The organism is Martelella limonii, assembly GCF_013344475.1.
Classification (GTDB): Bacteria; Pseudomonadota; Alphaproteobacteria; order Rhizobiales; family Rhizobiaceae; genus Martelella; species Martelella limonii.
On sequence record NZ_JABUOU010000014.1, the window covers coordinates 37,761 to 50,431 of the forward strand.

Here is a 12,671-nt window from a genome sequence, read left to right on the forward strand (position 1 = left end):
GAATGTCGTCAACAAGATCCAGAACTTTCGTCCAGTGCATGTTCTTGCTCCACTTCCGCGATCCGGGCTTCTTGATCTGACACCGGCCCACGCTCTGCCGAAGGCAGTAGCCGTGCCGCTCCAGAAAGGATTGGATCGCGTGGTAATCCGTAGAAAAGCCTTCTTCGAATTGGCGGGGTGTCATACCGAAACCTCCACGAGGTCGGGATGAACCGGCACATCGTACGGCATCCAGGCAATCGGCTCCTCGCCGGTCGCAAGTCCTCCCCATCGGCCATTCTCAAGCCGGTAGCTCGGGAAGACCTTTTCGCATTTCGTCGCGATCCAGACCTTTTCCGGCACGAAGTCCCGGCGCTCTCGCGTCTCTCCGGTGTTCGTCTTGTAGGTGGAGACGGAATGATGTCCTTGAGGCGCTGCGGATATGTCGAAGTTCCAGCCGGTCATGCTGCGCTCTCATTCTTCGGAAGAAGCTCCGCAACAGAAACGACGCCATCGGTGGCGGCGCTGATCCTCTCGAGAAGCCGAACCGTATGGTTCTGGCTTCCATCAATGACCCGGTAGACCGTCATGCGGCTGCATCCGGCCTTGGCCGCGATGCTGGCGATCGAGTTTCCCGTGTCTTCCACGTATTTGTGCAAAGGATGCTGTTTCATGATCACGACTGTAACGCTGAACGTTACTGCACGCAAGTGTTTTTTGTAACGTTGTGCGTTACCACACGTCACACAGTTGGTGATATGACTTTCGCCATGGAAAAAAAGCAGCTTGGCCGGCACTACCTTAAGGAATGGCGAGAGTACCGTGGGCTCTCGTTGAGGAAGCTTGCCGACCGCATGGAAGCGCAGCCGGGCGTCCCCATCACGTCTTTTGCGAACCTGGGCCGCATCGAGAAGATGCAGCAGCAATACAGCCAAGAAATTATGGAGGCGGCGGCGGTCGCGCTTCAGTGCACCGTCGCGGATTTGCTCACGGTAAATCCTGCGGTCGAAAGCGAAGTCGTGGAATTGAAAGACATGGTGCGCGGGAAAGACATCGACACCATCAAGGCCATTCTCTCAGCACTGCCGACGAAAGAGAGCGGCGCGGCTTAGGCAATACGCTATCTAAATGATGGTCCTGAGGAGGAGCATCAAACCCTGCGCCGTCTTCCAGCGCCAAGCATCCGAGAAGTCCATATCGCCCAAGAGCTCGGTTTGTTTTCGCAGCCGCTACTGCGCTGTGAGGTGGCTCCTCCCGCTGGTCAGGCGGTGCAATCGGATTTATGCCAGTGTCCCGGATTTCTCCGGGCTCCTCGAAAGGTGCTCTTGGTTATCCCGTGGTTTGCAAAACAATTGATCGGGCGGGCCATCAACCCCGTGTGACTTCGCCCGGTGAGCCTGGCACCGGTACCGCTCGAATTTCATGAGCCGGGCTGATCGGTAGGCGCGGGAGAAATCCATGAAAAACCGCGTCTGTTCGCGATCGAGACACAAAATATTGGCGGGAACCTCCGAGCGGACCCAATATTTTGCGAATTTCTCGCCTTCAGACGCCATTTTTTATTTCTCAAATCAGCACAATGTGCTAAGGGAAATCATCACAATTTTTGGCGTCTAAAGCCCCGGTCGGATCACCCCGCCGGGGTTTTTCTTTTGCCTTGATAATCCAGCCCCTTACCCCCCGTCAATAAAATTGTCTCGCCATGCGTTACGATTTTTCTTGACCGCAGTAACGTGTCGCGTTACATTCCTCTCATCAACCCCGCACCGAATGAGCCCGCCAAGGCGAAGACGCGAAACGGAGCGGATAACGAGAGGAATGAGAGAGATGACCACGCAAGAATACCATGATCTTCAGAAGAGCGGCAAACAGGCGGAAGCTCGCGTTGGCAGCATTCTGCGCGGCGGCTTTGTCCTCAACGAAGAATTCTTCTTCGTGAGTTCCAGACGGGAACGCGTTCCGTTGGCATCGGTCCGTGACCTGCGTTTCGCTCCCTACACCTGATCACTTGCGGCATGCCGCCCACCACAGCGGCATATCGAAAGTGATGAACAAGAGAGGACGAAGCAATGTTTGGATCACCGAAAGATCGTCGCATTGAGATGAAGCCGCCAGCGGGCGCAATCCTGTATCGGCAGGAAATCCGCGACCTCGTAATTGAGGCTCGCAAGGGAAAGAAGGCTATCCGCGTCTATACCGTCACACAGGGCGGGCGGCTGGACTGTTTTTATATCTACTCCCGTTCGCGGCTTCATAAGCCCGAGGACGCTGGACTGAGCTTCACCTCAGAGAACGACCCGGGACAATGGTTTGTTGATGTGATCGACGATCATGCGTGCATCGGACGCAAGAAGACCAACGACCGATGGTTCAAAACCAAGGAGATCCTTGGCTCCTACAACATCGAATCGTTCGGCGGCAACTGCCACTACGCATTCACGTCGAAGTTGGCCGCTCAGGCATATTCCAATGAACTGAAACACGACGCCACGTACCAGCAATACGTCAAGGACTGGCACGCTCACTGCGACAAGCTTTTCGCCCGCATGTGGTGATCAGCGTAACCGGAGGACTGACCAATGGCAGACCGTACCAAATTCATCGAAGCGCATGAGACCCTGCTTCTGGAAGACCAGATCGCCGGCGCACCCCGGTTCATTGCGGAGAGCGATTGCTACGGCACGACCTATGCGACCGCAGCCGATGCGATCCAGGGCGCTGAATTCGTCCGTGCCTTCCGCCTCGATCGCGAGACGATGACGCTGGAAGACATCACCGAGGAATGCGCCAAGGCGTTCATGGCGACCTTTGACGGCGATCCCGATGACGACCGTCTGCCCGATTTCGTCAAGAACTCGGAAGCGCTGGAAGCCTACGCGGAAGACTATCGTATCGAGAAGGGTTTCAGCCCCGTCCGAGCCTACAGCACGCTCTACACCACGGGGGCCGGTCATGTCGTTGGGTAAGATCATCTCGGGTCCGTGGGCCGTCGAAAGCCCCATGGGCGCGGATAACGGACTGTGGATCGTGCAGGCAGGATTGCCGACCTACGAATGGGACGACATCGCGATCGTCATGAATTCAGACCCGAGCGAAGTGCACGGCAGGAACTTCATCACGAAGAAGATGCAGCGCACACACGCGAACCTGATCGCCGCAGCGCCGGAGATGTACGAGGCGCTTCAGAACGCGGTCATCACGCTCGAGCAGGTTTGCGAAGGCCAGCACGAAGACAACGTGTGCTGCCATCATCTGAGAGATGCCCGAGCGGCACTCGCAAAGGCAGAAGGGAAAACATCATGACCCGTATCGCACTTGAAGACCTTGCCTCGGAAATCAGCCGCATCGAAGGCGACCGGGCCACGCTGCACAAGGTCAAGGACGTGCTTCGCGCCGCTGGCATCAAGCCTCGGCACGTTGATCAGGCCATCGTCGGCGACATTCAAGTCAGCGCCTTTCAGAGCGGCGCAACCTACGCCTACCGCATCACCAAGACACCGATAACCGACCTGCCGACGATCCAGGCAGAGACCGCCGCAGACAGAGCGGCTTGAGAGGATAGAGCAATGAACCGCGAAGGCATAAAAAACCTTGACGACGTTCGCGCCGCTGTCGGCTTTGTGCGCCAGGAAGAAATTAACGCATTGGTAGCCCAACAGCAGGCAGACGCCCGCAGGATCGCCAATAGCGCCCGCGCCATCCTCGCCAAGATCGAAGGAACAGGAGAATGAGTAATACGGAAATAAAGCCGTGCCCTCATTGCGGCAGCACCAGGACCACAATTCACGGCACCAAGTTTGATGCGAATAGCAGAGCGATCGGCGCTGAGGCAATTTGCAAGGACTGCAGAGCACGCGGGCCGAACCTCACTGATGATGAAAAGGCTTTCGATCTCGCACGCGTCGCATGGAACACCCGCGCCCCTCAGAGCGCAGAGGGCCAGGTGAAGGTGAAGCCGCTCAAATGGGATGGCCTTGAGACATCATCCGTGGTTGGCGCTTACAGCGTTCAAGGGCTTATGAGCAAATGGGAACCGCTTCATAACGGTCACTATATGCTTGCGAAAAAGTATGGCCACGTGGATGCATTTGACACTCCGGATGAAGCCAAGGATTACATCAAGGCCGACTACGAACGCCGCCTCCTTTCCGCCCTCGAACCGGCAGACACCGGGGCGACCCGAAAGCTTCCGCCGAAAGGCAGAGATGAAACGCTTATCGCTATGATGGGCATTCTCGGCGAACGGTATCGGCAGATTTACAGCGAGGGATGGACGCCGGAGCATGATCGGCAGTGGTCACAAGGTGAACTTGCCGTTGCAGGCGCAGCTTACGCCCTGAACACGGCGGACGATACCGACGGACCGCACCCTCGCATGATCAGCACCGAAATATGGCCGTTCGCGGATGAATGGTGGAAGCCGACCAGTCGTCGGTGCGACCTCGTGAAGGCCGGAGCCCTCATCCTCGCAGAAATCGAGCGCCTTGACCGCGCAGAGAAAGGCGGTGACGCATGATCACCATCCACAAATTCAACCGGACGGCGCGAGACACACAAGAGCGGTTCTGGTCCGGCTACTTCATTGCTCTGGTTACGGCGGTTCCTATCGCTTTCCTAGCCGGCGCTTTGGTGGAGCGTTTCGGATGACCATCAAGACCCCCATCACCGTCGAAGGCGAAGGCCCAATATGGGCTCTGGTCGATGCCGATGGCGTATCGATCGGCGAAATCTACAAACACGATGATGCCGAGGAACTGGCGACTGCGAAGAACATAGTGGACCCGCCACGGCTCAAGCCCCGCGAGGACGTGATTATACGGCGCGTCAGGGCTGGTTAACAAGAGGACGGACGATGACAAAGACGGCATACAACGACGCACTTGAATACGCGCTCGTCAATGCACGGCACTTGGCGATGGAATACGAGCAAGACGCGGAGGATGAGCGGAACGTGATCCGCCAGAACTACCTCAAAAGCGAGGCACAACGCATGCATGACAACGCGGGCTGGTACGAAGAAAGAATGAGGATGTTTGGCTATGACGTACCTGTATCTTGATATCGAAACTATCCCGACACAGGACGACGAGGTTAAGCGCGATATCGCGGCTAATATCCGTCCGCCTGCTTCGATGAAGAAAGAGGAAACCATTGCGAAATGGGAAGCGGAACAAAAGCCGGATGCGATCAAGGAGGCGATCGACAAGACGTCTTTTGACGGGGCTTATGGAAGCGTCTCCTGCATCGGCTTTGCGGTCGATGATAGTCCTGTGACTTCCATGTCTTTTCCCCTGAATGCGAGCGGTGAAAGGCTGCTTTTGGGCGGGTTTTATGATACTGTTTCTGATGCCCTGAACATGTCGTTTCCGGTTATTGTCGGCCATTACATCACCGGCTTTGACCTGCGATTTCTCTGGCAGAGAAGTATGGTTCTTGGCATCCGCGTCCCGGCATGGCTTCCGAGAGACCCGAAGCCGTGGGACGCGATGGTATTCGACACGATGACAGCCTGGGCCGGCGCGCGGGACACAATCGGACTGGACCGTCTTTGCAAGGCGTTCGGCGTCGGCGGCAAGGATGGCGTTGACGGAAGCATGGTCGCGGGAATGTTCGAGCGCGGCGAGCATGAGGCAATCGCAGAGTACTGCCGCGATGACGTTGAACGGGTTCGGTCAATCCACCGAAAGATGATGAAGGCATTGGGAGAAGCAGCATGACTGATAACAAAGCCATCTGGAATAGATTTGCTGACATCAACCCGAAATACACCAAACCGATCTCTGGCAAGGCATACAAGGGAACGTCTCCCAGCCCTCAGCATGTCATTGAATGCCTGACGGAGTTATTTGGTCCGGTGGGTCAAGGATTTGGATGGGAAGTCATTGCTGAAGGTTTTCAGCCTCTAGGGGATGAGGTTCTTCACTGGTGTCGCATCCGGTTTTGGCATACGAGCAGAGATAACACCTTCGAGGAGTACGGGCAGACAAAGGCACTGATGAAAACGAAAAGTGGCCTTATGTCCGATGAGGATGCACCTAAGAAAAGCCAGACTGATGCGATCGTTAAAGCTGCATCCCACCTTGGAATTGCGGCGAACATTTTCCTTGGACGATGGGATGATCAGAAGTACGTCGCAGATGTCCGGAAGTCATTTGAGGATACTGACGACGCGGCAAATTCATCAGTTAAGCCTTCCAGCGCATCAATGAAGAAACAGCTTGAGGAGATTGACGAAGACTTGGTCGACTGCGTCACCATCGCAGACGTGGACAAATGCGCTAAGGTTTGGGGCAACATCATGAAGCGCGACCAGTGGCCGAAAGATTTCATGGATTGCGTCCCTCCAAAATTCAAGCAGCGAAGAGACGCAATTCAGGCGGCAAGTGATGACGGCTTTCCCGGATCGAACGAAACAAACTACAGCGGAGTAGCGGCAGAATGAGCGGAACAGTCAACAAGGTAATTTTGGTCTCGAACCTCACGGCCGATCCTGAGGTAAGGCGCATGGCCAATGGCAACCCCGTCGTTAATATGCGGGTCGCCACGTCGGAAAGCTGGCGCGACAAGTCCACCGGGGAACGCAAGGAACGATCGGAGTTCCACCGCGTAGTTGTGTTTTCGGAAGGCCTCTGCAAGATCGCGGAACAGTACCTCCGCAAGGGCAGCAAGGTCTATCTGGAAGGGCAGATCGCCACGCGCAAATGGACCGACCAGAGCGGACAGGACAAGTTCTCAACTGAGATAGTCCTTCAGGGATTCAATGCAGTTCTGACGATGCTGGACGGTCGCAGCAACGAAGACGCCGGTCAGCAGCGTGAAGCGCCCCAGCGTGACTCCTCGGCTGGATACGACAAGAGAGATAGCTGGCGGAGGCCGATTGATGATCTCGACGGAGATACGATTCCGTTTTAATCGACAAGGGACGGCACCATGGCAGATACAACAGACATGATCTTTCAATGGGACGGCGAAACGATGCGCCCCATGAGCCGATACCACAACAAGGCCAATGCTGAATTCGTGGTCGGTGAACACTACAAGATGGAGGTGCAAGAGTACAGGTCGTGGGTTTCGCACAAGCATCAATTCGCATGGCTTCACGAGGCTTGGCTTTCGCTTCCAGAGCACATTGCGGAGAAGTTTGCAAATGAAGACGAGCTTCGCAAGTTCGCGCTGATCAAGGGCGGCTTCTGCGACAGCGCCACATTCGTTTGTTCCAGCAAGGCTGAGGCGCAACGGTTCGTTGCGTTCCTCAAGTCTGGCGACAGTGAATACCGCATTTACAAGGTCGATGGGCCGACAATCTACCGTTTTACTGCGCACTCACAATCCATGAGGGCGATGGGAAAGAGGCGGTTTCAGGAATCGAAGGACGCCGTTCTGAGCTATGTCGCGGAACTACTTGGCGTCGAGAAGCGGGAATTGGAGAGCGCGGCATGAACACCGCCATCCACACCAAGATAATGCAGAACGCCGGAAGCGGAAAGCCTTTCTGGTTCACGGATACAGGGCTGATGAATGCGATGGAAGCGGGCGGATGGCTTCGGCGATCGAAACAGTATCGCGGGCTGGTCGAGCTGACCGACAAGGCAGAGGAATATGCCGCGAAGGAAAAGCGGTGGGTGAAAGGGAGGGTGGCATGAACAGGAAAGTGGCGCTTCTGGAGCTTTTGAAGGTGATCGAAGGCGGGGAAGACATCCGCAGGATGATTGATCTCGCCGCATCTGTCTTCCCGCCGGAAAGCGGGGGAGGCCCTTGCACTTTTCACAAGGTACACCCGGCATTTCACGGATCACTTGACGCCGCCAAGGCGCTGCATGAGACGGTTTTGCCAGATAGGATTTGGATCATTAGCGCAAGAGACAGTAGCGCGTATGTGGCATCAATTCCATTTGGTGACGAGGAGAGCCATGAGATTGAAACGAAATGCGACGGCAACCCGGTCAGAGCGTGGCTGACCGCAATCCTCAAGGCCCTGATCGCGATGGAGGGCTACAAATGACCGACCTCCACACCACCGCCGCCAAGCACCCCCATGCAAGGCTAGGAACCTTCGAACGTCGCCGTGCTGAAAAGGAAAAGAGAGACGCCATGACAGCGCAGTTGCGGCGGGAGAACGAGCTTTGCATGAGAGAGTACCGCGCCAGAAAGAGACTTCGGTTCATTCGTTGGATATTCGGAAAGGATGCGTGATGGCAAGATCAGTGCCGGAATGGATAGCGAAGCACGATGACCAGAAGGTTCCGCCAAAGGTCCGCCAGCGCGTGTTCGACCGGCACGGCGGCATCTGTCATCTGACAGGCCGCAAGATCTGCCCCGGCGAGGCATGGGAGCTTGAACATGTCCATGCCCTAATACTCGGAGGCGAGCACCGCGAAAGCAACCTCGCGCCGGCGCTGAAGGAAGCCCACAAGCGCAAGACAGCAACCGAAATGAAGATCAAAGCCAAAATCGCCAGAACGCGACAGAAGCACATCGGCATCAAGAAGCCGTCACGCGGCTTCCGGAAGCCAAAGGGCGCTAAATTCGACTGGTCAAAGGGCCGGCATGTGATGGAAAGGGATTGAGCATGATTTCTGCCAATATGGAAATCCTGGTGCTGCTTTCTTCAGGCGAGCGCCTCTATGGCATTCAGATGGTGAAACGGTCGAGTATCCTCAAGAGAGGATCAGTCTACGTGCATCTGGCAAGACTGGAAGCCACAGGCCTTGTTTCGTCTGAGGAGGAGCAGGAGGAGACGATCGAAGGTTTCCCGCGCCGAATATATTCAATCACTGACAAGGGCCGGGCGGCATGCCGGGCTGCAACCGAGGCCGCTACGGCGGTCATTATGCAGGGAGTGACGGGATGAATTGGCCTGAAGCGATAGTGACAAGCTGCGTCTTTATTTCAATTGCCGCCGTGATCTGCGTCGGCCTATGGAGTGAGAAGCGATGACCTACACACCTGAAGACCTGCGCAGTTTTGCCGACGCATGCGACGGTGAAGGCGTTGCCGCCATGCTACGGGCCGGAGCCGATGCAATGGAGCGGGAGAAGCAGGCCCGCAATCAGGCGCTTGAGGAAGCGGCAAAACATTGCGACGACGAAATGCGCAGGTACGAAGACGCCATGGACAAGCAAAAGCACAGCGATGGGATACTGAGGTTTTCCGGCCTTGCCGACGCTGCCGAGAGACTTGCCTCCGCCATCCGCGCACTGAAGGAGAAGACAGAATGAGCGTAAAGGAAAGCATTCCAGTTGAGCGGCCATGCGGAAAGTGCGGAAAGGTATTCACGCCCGCAATTTTGACGTGGCCCGACCCAACGCGCGATAAGTGCGAAGCCTGCACAGACGAATTCATACGGAGCATGCTCGTCAAGACGGATGCGGCGGATAAGGAGAACGGCAATGACTGACATCGTGGAAAGGCTTCGAGGGTATGGCGACGATCCGCAAGACGTCTCGCTTGGTGAAATCGCAGAGTGGTCACACAAGGCAGCAGACGAGATCGAACGCCTGCGCGCCGAGCTTGCCGGGCTGAAGGAGCAGGAGCCTGTTGGAAGGCAGCACCGTTTTCGTGATCCTGATGGGCCGTGGTCTGACTGGATCAATGGCCTCCTACCTTCACGCGCATTCGACGGCGTAATTGAGTTTGAGCAGCGCCACATCTACGCCGCCCCTGTCCCTGCCGTGGATGAAAAGTGGAGGCCAATCGAGACGGCCCCATACAAAACCGTCGTGCGGGTGAAGGTAGGCAACAGTATGACATTCGAAGCCCGGCTTATGCCTGATGCGTCACTGAATTCAGGTGGAAAATCCTGCGATCAGTGGCAAGCCGTGCATGAAGGAGAACACCCGGAAGACTGGTCTGATGGTGCATGCTGGGAAAGCAACGCTGACGAAATGCCATCATCTCAGCCGACAGCTTGGAGGCCAATTGCCTCTCGCGGAGGAAACACAGAACCAGACGCCGCCTATTTTATCGATGCGACCGGCTGCGAGCACATGTCCCGTGACGTGGCGAACATTGAACGGATCAACGCTGATACCTTCGGCGGGAAATATCAGATCACATATCTGTTTGCCTCTCACGACAGCAACACAAACCCTGTGGAGCAGGGAACGGGGGAAGGGAAGCCATCATGATGCGCTGGCTGCTACGTAGGCTCTTTGGGGCCAAGGCGTCGGCATCAAGGCTACAATGGACATTCCAAAATGATCTGTTTTGGCCGGACGGGTCATTACGGCAAGAGGCCATGGTTTACGCAAAGACCGATATCGGAACATTCGAGATATATTGGCCAAGCGACCCTGTTAGGCAATGGGGGCTTTCATGCCCAAGATCAACCGGCGAGAAATTCGATATTTTTGCGACGGATGCTGAGGCAATGGCGAGAGCCCAAGAGGTATATGACCAACACCCGCGAGAGCGGAACGGAAACGATATAGAGGAGTGAACGGATGGGAATGTTCGACTATATCGTGTGTGAGGCTGATCTGCCAAAGACGGCCATCGATCCGCCATGTGGTCCGTTTCAGACGAAGGACACTCCGGATCAATACCTAACCGTCTACACGATAACTACGGATGGACGTTTAACGTGGCGACCATATAGGATGCTTGAGGTTCCAAAGGAAGAACGACCTTATCCAGATGGCGATGAATTTCTGGTTGTGTGCGGTAGCTTGAGGCGCGAAGAGAATGACCCTGAGCAGGTCAATTTTCACGGGGACATAGAATTCTACACAGATGATGAAGATCATGGTGGATGGTGGAAATATCGGGCGCACTTTAATGATGGCAAGCTGGCGTCTATCGATCTGGTGAAATTTGAGGCCCCAAACTATGAAACCCCACCGCGCCTATGAACGCAGAGAGGAAAGCAGATATGACCGGAATGATTGAGCGCGTTGCAGAAAGTGAGGCGAAGTTCGATGGCCGATCCCTTCAGGGCATGCCACGAGGTGAGCGCGAGCGGTATATGGACCGCGCCCGTGCTGCCATTGAGGCAATGCGCGAACCAATGCCGGCGATGCTTGTCCATGCTGGCACGATTGACGGCTACGACACAGACTTGGGTACCCCCCCCCGATCGCGATCACAAAGACTGGTGGTCCTTAATGATCGACGCAGCCCTACAGGAAGGAAAGGAGGACGGGGAATGACACCAGAGGCAGAAAAGTTCTTGAGAGCGGTGGAACGCTGCATGGATGGCGCGCGCGGGAAAGATTTGCCGCATGCCGACAGAGCGCAAGACCGAGTTCGACAAAGTATGCGCCGCGTCGGCTATGTGAAGTGCGAAGATCGCGGGAACGGTAGACGGTGGCATATCACGCCATTGGGCCAAAGAATGCTGCATAAGTCGGAGAAGACCTATGACACTCCCAAAAATCCTTGAGACAGGAAAGACCCCGGAGCAATGGGCGGAGGTGTTCGCCGAGCAGGGTATCAAGGTTTCGCCCCGCACCATTCGCGAGGAAGCCCGGAGGCTTCGCAGTTTTTGCAAAATCGGTAACGCTATGCTTTTGAAGCCGGAACACATCGACAGGATATTTGAGGCCGCAGCATGCCGCTTGAACACTACAGACGCGGGAATAAATGGTGGGTCCGGGGAAGGCCTGAAGGCGATTCCGGTTACATCAACCGAAGCCTTGGAACGAGCGATGAAGATGTCGCGAAAGCCAAAGTCCGGGAAATCGAGCGGAAAGCGCGGCAACGTGCGATACTTGGAAACGATGCGCCAAGCGACGAGGACGAGCTAACCTTTGCCGAAGCCTTCATGTTCTATCGCAGCAGCGAGGCGAACATGGGCTTTCTGGCAAAGGCAATGCCGTTCATCGGCGAGATGAAGGTTCGCGAGATCAAACCGAAATTCGTTCGCGACCTTGGCGCGAGGATCTACCCCGACGCGGCGACTGACACATGGCGGCGGCAAGTCGTCACACCGATATGCGCCGTGATCAACAACGCGCACGAACTCGGAAAGTGCCAGCCGATCCGTGTCCGCGCCTATACCGCTCAGGAGCGCATAGAGCAGGACAAGAGACGCAACAAGGTATCGCGACAGGCAAAGACACCCGGATCATGGGAATGGCTCTCTGCGTTCCGCTCTGAGGCAAACCCCTATCTGTCTGCCATGGCGCTGTTCATGTTCACAACTGGCGCGCGGATCGGGCAGGCAATCGAGATCACGCCGGATCACCTGGACCTGCAAAATCACCGCCTCGTCATGCCGCCGGCCAAGGGGCATCAGGCCCAATGGGTCGAGATCATGACCGAGCTTGTTGTGGAACTGGCGAACCTGCCGCCAAGAAAGGGCAAGGTGTTCGGCTATGCCTCGCGGCACGGGGTATATGAGGTTTGGAAAAGGGCATGCGAGAGGGCGGGGATTGAGTACATAGCTCCGCATGCTGCCGGGCGTCACGGATTCGGAACGGAATTGACCGTCCGGCAGGGTATCGACCCGGTGACGGCGGCAAAACATGGCCGCTGGTCAAGCCCGAGAATTTTGCTTGACACCTATGCCCACGCGGAGGACAGTTCCGCATCTATTCATGATGCGTTCCGCCGCGGGAAAATCGAGAAATCTGCAAAATCGAAACAGGGCGTTTCGGACAATGCAGGTAAGAATATGAAAAATAAGCGGAAATCCGGAAGTGAATAACCCCTTAGCAGGGGAGCGCCTTCGACCACTCGGCCACCTCTCCGGT

At 56.0% G+C, this 12,671-nt stretch carries 25 protein-coding genes; 24 read left to right on the top strand and 1 reads right to left on the bottom strand.

The features are described 5' to 3' along the window. Positions 1-180: 180 nt before the first annotated feature. A complete protein-coding gene (locus tag HPQ62_RS20030) occupies positions 181-444 on the bottom strand; it encodes a hypothetical protein (RefSeq protein ID WP_174804378.1) in 264 nt (87 codons plus the stop codon). 86 nt (positions 445-530) lie between these two features. Between HPQ62_RS20030 and HPQ62_RS20970 the strand changes: the two genes are divergently transcribed. The 24 genes from HPQ62_RS20970 (at position 531) to HPQ62_RS20155 (ending at position 12,625) form a co-directional block, all read left to right on the top strand. After that, on the top strand, positions 531-1,091 hold the full coding sequence (locus tag HPQ62_RS20970) for a helix-turn-helix domain-containing protein (RefSeq protein ID WP_206678108.1): 561 nt from the start codon (positions 531-533) through the stop codon (positions 1,089-1,091). 715 nt (positions 1,092-1,806) lie between these two features. Then, positions 1,807-1,983 (top strand): hypothetical protein, encoded by a 177-nt coding sequence (locus HPQ62_RS20045; protein ID WP_174804381.1) that lies wholly within the window; start codon positions 1,807-1,809, stop codon positions 1,981-1,983. A 65-nt stretch (positions 1,984-2,048) separates the two neighbouring features. After that, positions 2,049-2,534: a hypothetical protein gene (locus tag HPQ62_RS20050; protein WP_174804382.1), complete on the top strand. Its 486-nt coding sequence runs from the start codon at positions 2,049-2,051 to the stop codon at positions 2,532-2,534. A gap of 24 nt (positions 2,535-2,558) precedes the next feature. Next, complete coding sequence (locus HPQ62_RS20055; RefSeq protein ID WP_174804383.1) at positions 2,559-2,945, top strand: hypothetical protein; 387 nt, start codon at positions 2,559-2,561, stop codon at positions 2,943-2,945. Positions 2,946-2,979: 34 nt separating this feature from the next. Further along, positions 2,980-3,282: a hypothetical protein gene (locus tag HPQ62_RS20060; RefSeq protein WP_174804384.1), complete on the top strand. Its 303-nt coding sequence runs from the start codon at positions 2,980-2,982 to the stop codon at positions 3,280-3,282. Then, positions 3,279-3,533 (top strand): hypothetical protein, encoded by a 255-nt coding sequence (locus tag HPQ62_RS20065; RefSeq protein WP_174804385.1) that lies wholly within the window; start codon positions 3,279-3,281, stop codon positions 3,531-3,533. The genes HPQ62_RS20060 and HPQ62_RS20065 overlap by 4 nt, the downstream gene beginning before the upstream one ends. A 12-nt stretch (positions 3,534-3,545) precedes the next feature. After that, the gene (locus HPQ62_RS20070) at positions 3,546-3,710 is read left to right on the top strand and encodes a hypothetical protein (RefSeq protein WP_174804386.1); all 165 of its coding nucleotides are present in this window, start codon (positions 3,546-3,548) and stop codon (positions 3,708-3,710) included. Then, positions 3,707-4,495, top strand: a complete 789-nt coding sequence (locus HPQ62_RS20075) for a Lar family restriction alleviation protein (protein ID WP_174804387.1) — start codon at positions 3,707-3,709, stop codon at positions 4,493-4,495. The genes HPQ62_RS20070 and HPQ62_RS20075 overlap by 4 nt, the downstream gene beginning before the upstream one ends. Before the next feature lie 127 nt (positions 4,496-4,622). Next, positions 4,623-4,817: a hypothetical protein gene (locus HPQ62_RS20080; protein ID WP_174804388.1), complete on the top strand. Its 195-nt coding sequence runs from the start codon at positions 4,623-4,625 to the stop codon at positions 4,815-4,817. A gap of 14 nt (positions 4,818-4,831) precedes the next feature. Further along, the gene (locus HPQ62_RS20085; protein WP_174804389.1) at positions 4,832-5,038 is read left to right on the top strand and encodes a hypothetical protein; all 207 of its coding nucleotides are present in this window, start codon (positions 4,832-4,834) and stop codon (positions 5,036-5,038) included. Then, positions 5,019-5,696: a 3'-5' exonuclease family protein gene (locus tag HPQ62_RS20090; RefSeq protein WP_174804390.1), complete on the top strand. Its 678-nt coding sequence runs from the start codon at positions 5,019-5,021 to the stop codon at positions 5,694-5,696. Before HPQ62_RS20085 ends, HPQ62_RS20090 begins: the two co-directional genes overlap by 20 nt. Further along, positions 5,693-6,421: a hypothetical protein gene (locus tag HPQ62_RS20975; RefSeq protein WP_206678109.1), complete on the top strand. Its 729-nt coding sequence runs from the start codon at positions 5,693-5,695 to the stop codon at positions 6,419-6,421. The genes HPQ62_RS20090 and HPQ62_RS20975 overlap by 4 nt, the downstream gene beginning before the upstream one ends. After that, positions 6,418-6,891, top strand: coding sequence for a single-stranded DNA-binding protein (gene ssb, locus HPQ62_RS20100; RefSeq protein WP_174804391.1), 474 nt, complete (start codon positions 6,418-6,420; stop codon positions 6,889-6,891). The genes HPQ62_RS20975 and ssb overlap by 4 nt, the downstream gene beginning before the upstream one ends. A gap of 18 nt (positions 6,892-6,909) precedes the next feature. Next, a complete protein-coding gene (locus HPQ62_RS20105) occupies positions 6,910-7,419 on the top strand; it encodes a hypothetical protein (RefSeq protein WP_174804392.1) in 510 nt (169 codons plus the stop codon). Then, the gene (locus HPQ62_RS20110) at positions 7,416-7,622 is read left to right on the top strand and encodes a hypothetical protein (RefSeq protein WP_174804393.1); all 207 of its coding nucleotides are present in this window, start codon (positions 7,416-7,418) and stop codon (positions 7,620-7,622) included. Before HPQ62_RS20105 ends, HPQ62_RS20110 begins: the two co-directional genes overlap by 4 nt. After that, positions 7,619-7,981, top strand: a complete 363-nt coding sequence (locus HPQ62_RS20115; protein WP_174804394.1) for a hypothetical protein — start codon at positions 7,619-7,621, stop codon at positions 7,979-7,981. The genes HPQ62_RS20110 and HPQ62_RS20115 overlap by 4 nt, the downstream gene beginning before the upstream one ends. After that, a complete protein-coding gene (locus tag HPQ62_RS20120) occupies positions 7,978-8,172 on the top strand; it encodes a hypothetical protein (protein WP_174804395.1) in 195 nt (64 codons plus the stop codon). The genes HPQ62_RS20115 and HPQ62_RS20120 overlap by 4 nt, the downstream gene beginning before the upstream one ends. Next, a complete protein-coding gene (locus HPQ62_RS20125; protein WP_174804396.1) occupies positions 8,172-8,546 on the top strand; it encodes an HNH endonuclease in 375 nt (124 codons plus the stop codon). Before HPQ62_RS20120 ends, HPQ62_RS20125 begins: the two co-directional genes overlap by 1 nt. Positions 8,547-8,548: 2 nt before the next feature. Continuing rightward, a complete protein-coding gene (locus HPQ62_RS20130; RefSeq protein WP_174804397.1) occupies positions 8,549-8,830 on the top strand; it encodes a PadR family transcriptional regulator in 282 nt (93 codons plus the stop codon). Between the two features lie 82 nt (positions 8,831-8,912). Beyond that, positions 8,913-9,197, top strand: coding sequence for a hypothetical protein (locus HPQ62_RS20135; protein ID WP_174804398.1), 285 nt, complete (start codon positions 8,913-8,915; stop codon positions 9,195-9,197). A 171-nt stretch (positions 9,198-9,368) separates the two neighbouring features. Beyond that, positions 9,369-10,106 carry a hypothetical protein gene (locus HPQ62_RS20140; protein WP_174804399.1) on the top strand — a complete coding sequence of 246 codons (738 nt, stop codon included), beginning with the start codon at positions 9,369-9,371 and terminating at the stop codon, positions 10,104-10,106. A 315-nt stretch (positions 10,107-10,421) separates the two neighbouring features. Beyond that, complete coding sequence (locus tag HPQ62_RS20145) at positions 10,422-10,829, top strand: hypothetical protein (protein ID WP_174804400.1); 408 nt, start codon at positions 10,422-10,424, stop codon at positions 10,827-10,829. Positions 10,830-10,849: 20 nt separating this feature from the next. Then, positions 10,850-11,359, top strand: coding sequence for a hypothetical protein (locus HPQ62_RS20150; RefSeq protein ID WP_174804401.1), 510 nt, complete (start codon positions 10,850-10,852; stop codon positions 11,357-11,359). Between the two features lie 168 nt (positions 11,360-11,527). Continuing rightward, the gene (locus HPQ62_RS20155) at positions 11,528-12,625 is read left to right on the top strand and encodes a tyrosine-type recombinase/integrase (RefSeq protein WP_174804402.1); all 1,098 of its coding nucleotides are present in this window, start codon (positions 11,528-11,530) and stop codon (positions 12,623-12,625) included. The last annotated feature ends 46 nt before the right edge of the window (positions 12,626-12,671 follow it).

Bases quoted from the DNA above. Each gene is read 5' to 3' on its own strand.
- HPQ62_RS20030 (WP_174804378.1), bottom strand. From the start codon at position 444: ATGACCGGCTGGAACTTCGACATATCCGCAGCGCCTCAAGGACATCAT.
- HPQ62_RS20970 (WP_206678108.1), top strand. From the start codon at position 531: ATGGTTCTGGCTTCCATCAATGACCCGGTAGACCGTCATGCGGCTGCA.
- HPQ62_RS20045 (WP_174804381.1), top strand. From the start codon at position 1,807: ATGACCACGCAAGAATACCATGATCTTCAGAAGAGCGGCAAACAGGCG.
- HPQ62_RS20050 (WP_174804382.1), top strand. From the start codon at position 2,049: ATGTTTGGATCACCGAAAGATCGTCGCATTGAGATGAAGCCGCCAGCG.
- HPQ62_RS20055 (WP_174804383.1), top strand. From the start codon at position 2,559: ATGGCAGACCGTACCAAATTCATCGAAGCGCATGAGACCCTGCTTCTG.
- HPQ62_RS20060 (WP_174804384.1), top strand. From the start codon at position 2,980: ATGGGCGCGGATAACGGACTGTGGATCGTGCAGGCAGGATTGCCGACC.
- HPQ62_RS20065 (WP_174804385.1), top strand. From the start codon at position 3,279: ATGACCCGTATCGCACTTGAAGACCTTGCCTCGGAAATCAGCCGCATC.
- HPQ62_RS20070 (WP_174804386.1), top strand. From the start codon at position 3,546: ATGAACCGCGAAGGCATAAAAAACCTTGACGACGTTCGCGCCGCTGTC.
- HPQ62_RS20075 (WP_174804387.1), top strand. From the start codon at position 3,707: ATGAGTAATACGGAAATAAAGCCGTGCCCTCATTGCGGCAGCACCAGG.
- HPQ62_RS20080 (WP_174804388.1), top strand. From the start codon at position 4,623: ATGACCATCAAGACCCCCATCACCGTCGAAGGCGAAGGCCCAATATGG.
- HPQ62_RS20085 (WP_174804389.1), top strand. From the start codon at position 4,832: ATGACAAAGACGGCATACAACGACGCACTTGAATACGCGCTCGTCAAT.
- HPQ62_RS20090 (WP_174804390.1), top strand. From the start codon at position 5,019: ATGACGTACCTGTATCTTGATATCGAAACTATCCCGACACAGGACGAC.
- HPQ62_RS20975 (WP_206678109.1), top strand. From the start codon at position 5,693: ATGACTGATAACAAAGCCATCTGGAATAGATTTGCTGACATCAACCCG.
- ssb (WP_174804391.1), top strand. From the start codon at position 6,418: ATGAGCGGAACAGTCAACAAGGTAATTTTGGTCTCGAACCTCACGGCC.
- HPQ62_RS20105 (WP_174804392.1), top strand. From the start codon at position 6,910: ATGGCAGATACAACAGACATGATCTTTCAATGGGACGGCGAAACGATG.
- HPQ62_RS20110 (WP_174804393.1), top strand. From the start codon at position 7,416: ATGAACACCGCCATCCACACCAAGATAATGCAGAACGCCGGAAGCGGA.
- HPQ62_RS20115 (WP_174804394.1), top strand. From the start codon at position 7,619: ATGAACAGGAAAGTGGCGCTTCTGGAGCTTTTGAAGGTGATCGAAGGC.
- HPQ62_RS20120 (WP_174804395.1), top strand. From the start codon at position 7,978: ATGACCGACCTCCACACCACCGCCGCCAAGCACCCCCATGCAAGGCTA.
- HPQ62_RS20125 (WP_174804396.1), top strand. From the start codon at position 8,172: ATGGCAAGATCAGTGCCGGAATGGATAGCGAAGCACGATGACCAGAAG.
- HPQ62_RS20130 (WP_174804397.1), top strand. From the start codon at position 8,549: ATGATTTCTGCCAATATGGAAATCCTGGTGCTGCTTTCTTCAGGCGAG.
- HPQ62_RS20135 (WP_174804398.1), top strand. From the start codon at position 8,913: ATGACCTACACACCTGAAGACCTGCGCAGTTTTGCCGACGCATGCGAC.
- HPQ62_RS20140 (WP_174804399.1), top strand. From the start codon at position 9,369: ATGACTGACATCGTGGAAAGGCTTCGAGGGTATGGCGACGATCCGCAA.
- HPQ62_RS20145 (WP_174804400.1), top strand. From the start codon at position 10,422: ATGGGAATGTTCGACTATATCGTGTGTGAGGCTGATCTGCCAAAGACG.
- HPQ62_RS20150 (WP_174804401.1), top strand. From the start codon at position 10,850: ATGACCGGAATGATTGAGCGCGTTGCAGAAAGTGAGGCGAAGTTCGAT.
- HPQ62_RS20155 (WP_174804402.1), top strand. From the start codon at position 11,528: ATGCCGCTTGAACACTACAGACGCGGGAATAAATGGTGGGTCCGGGGA.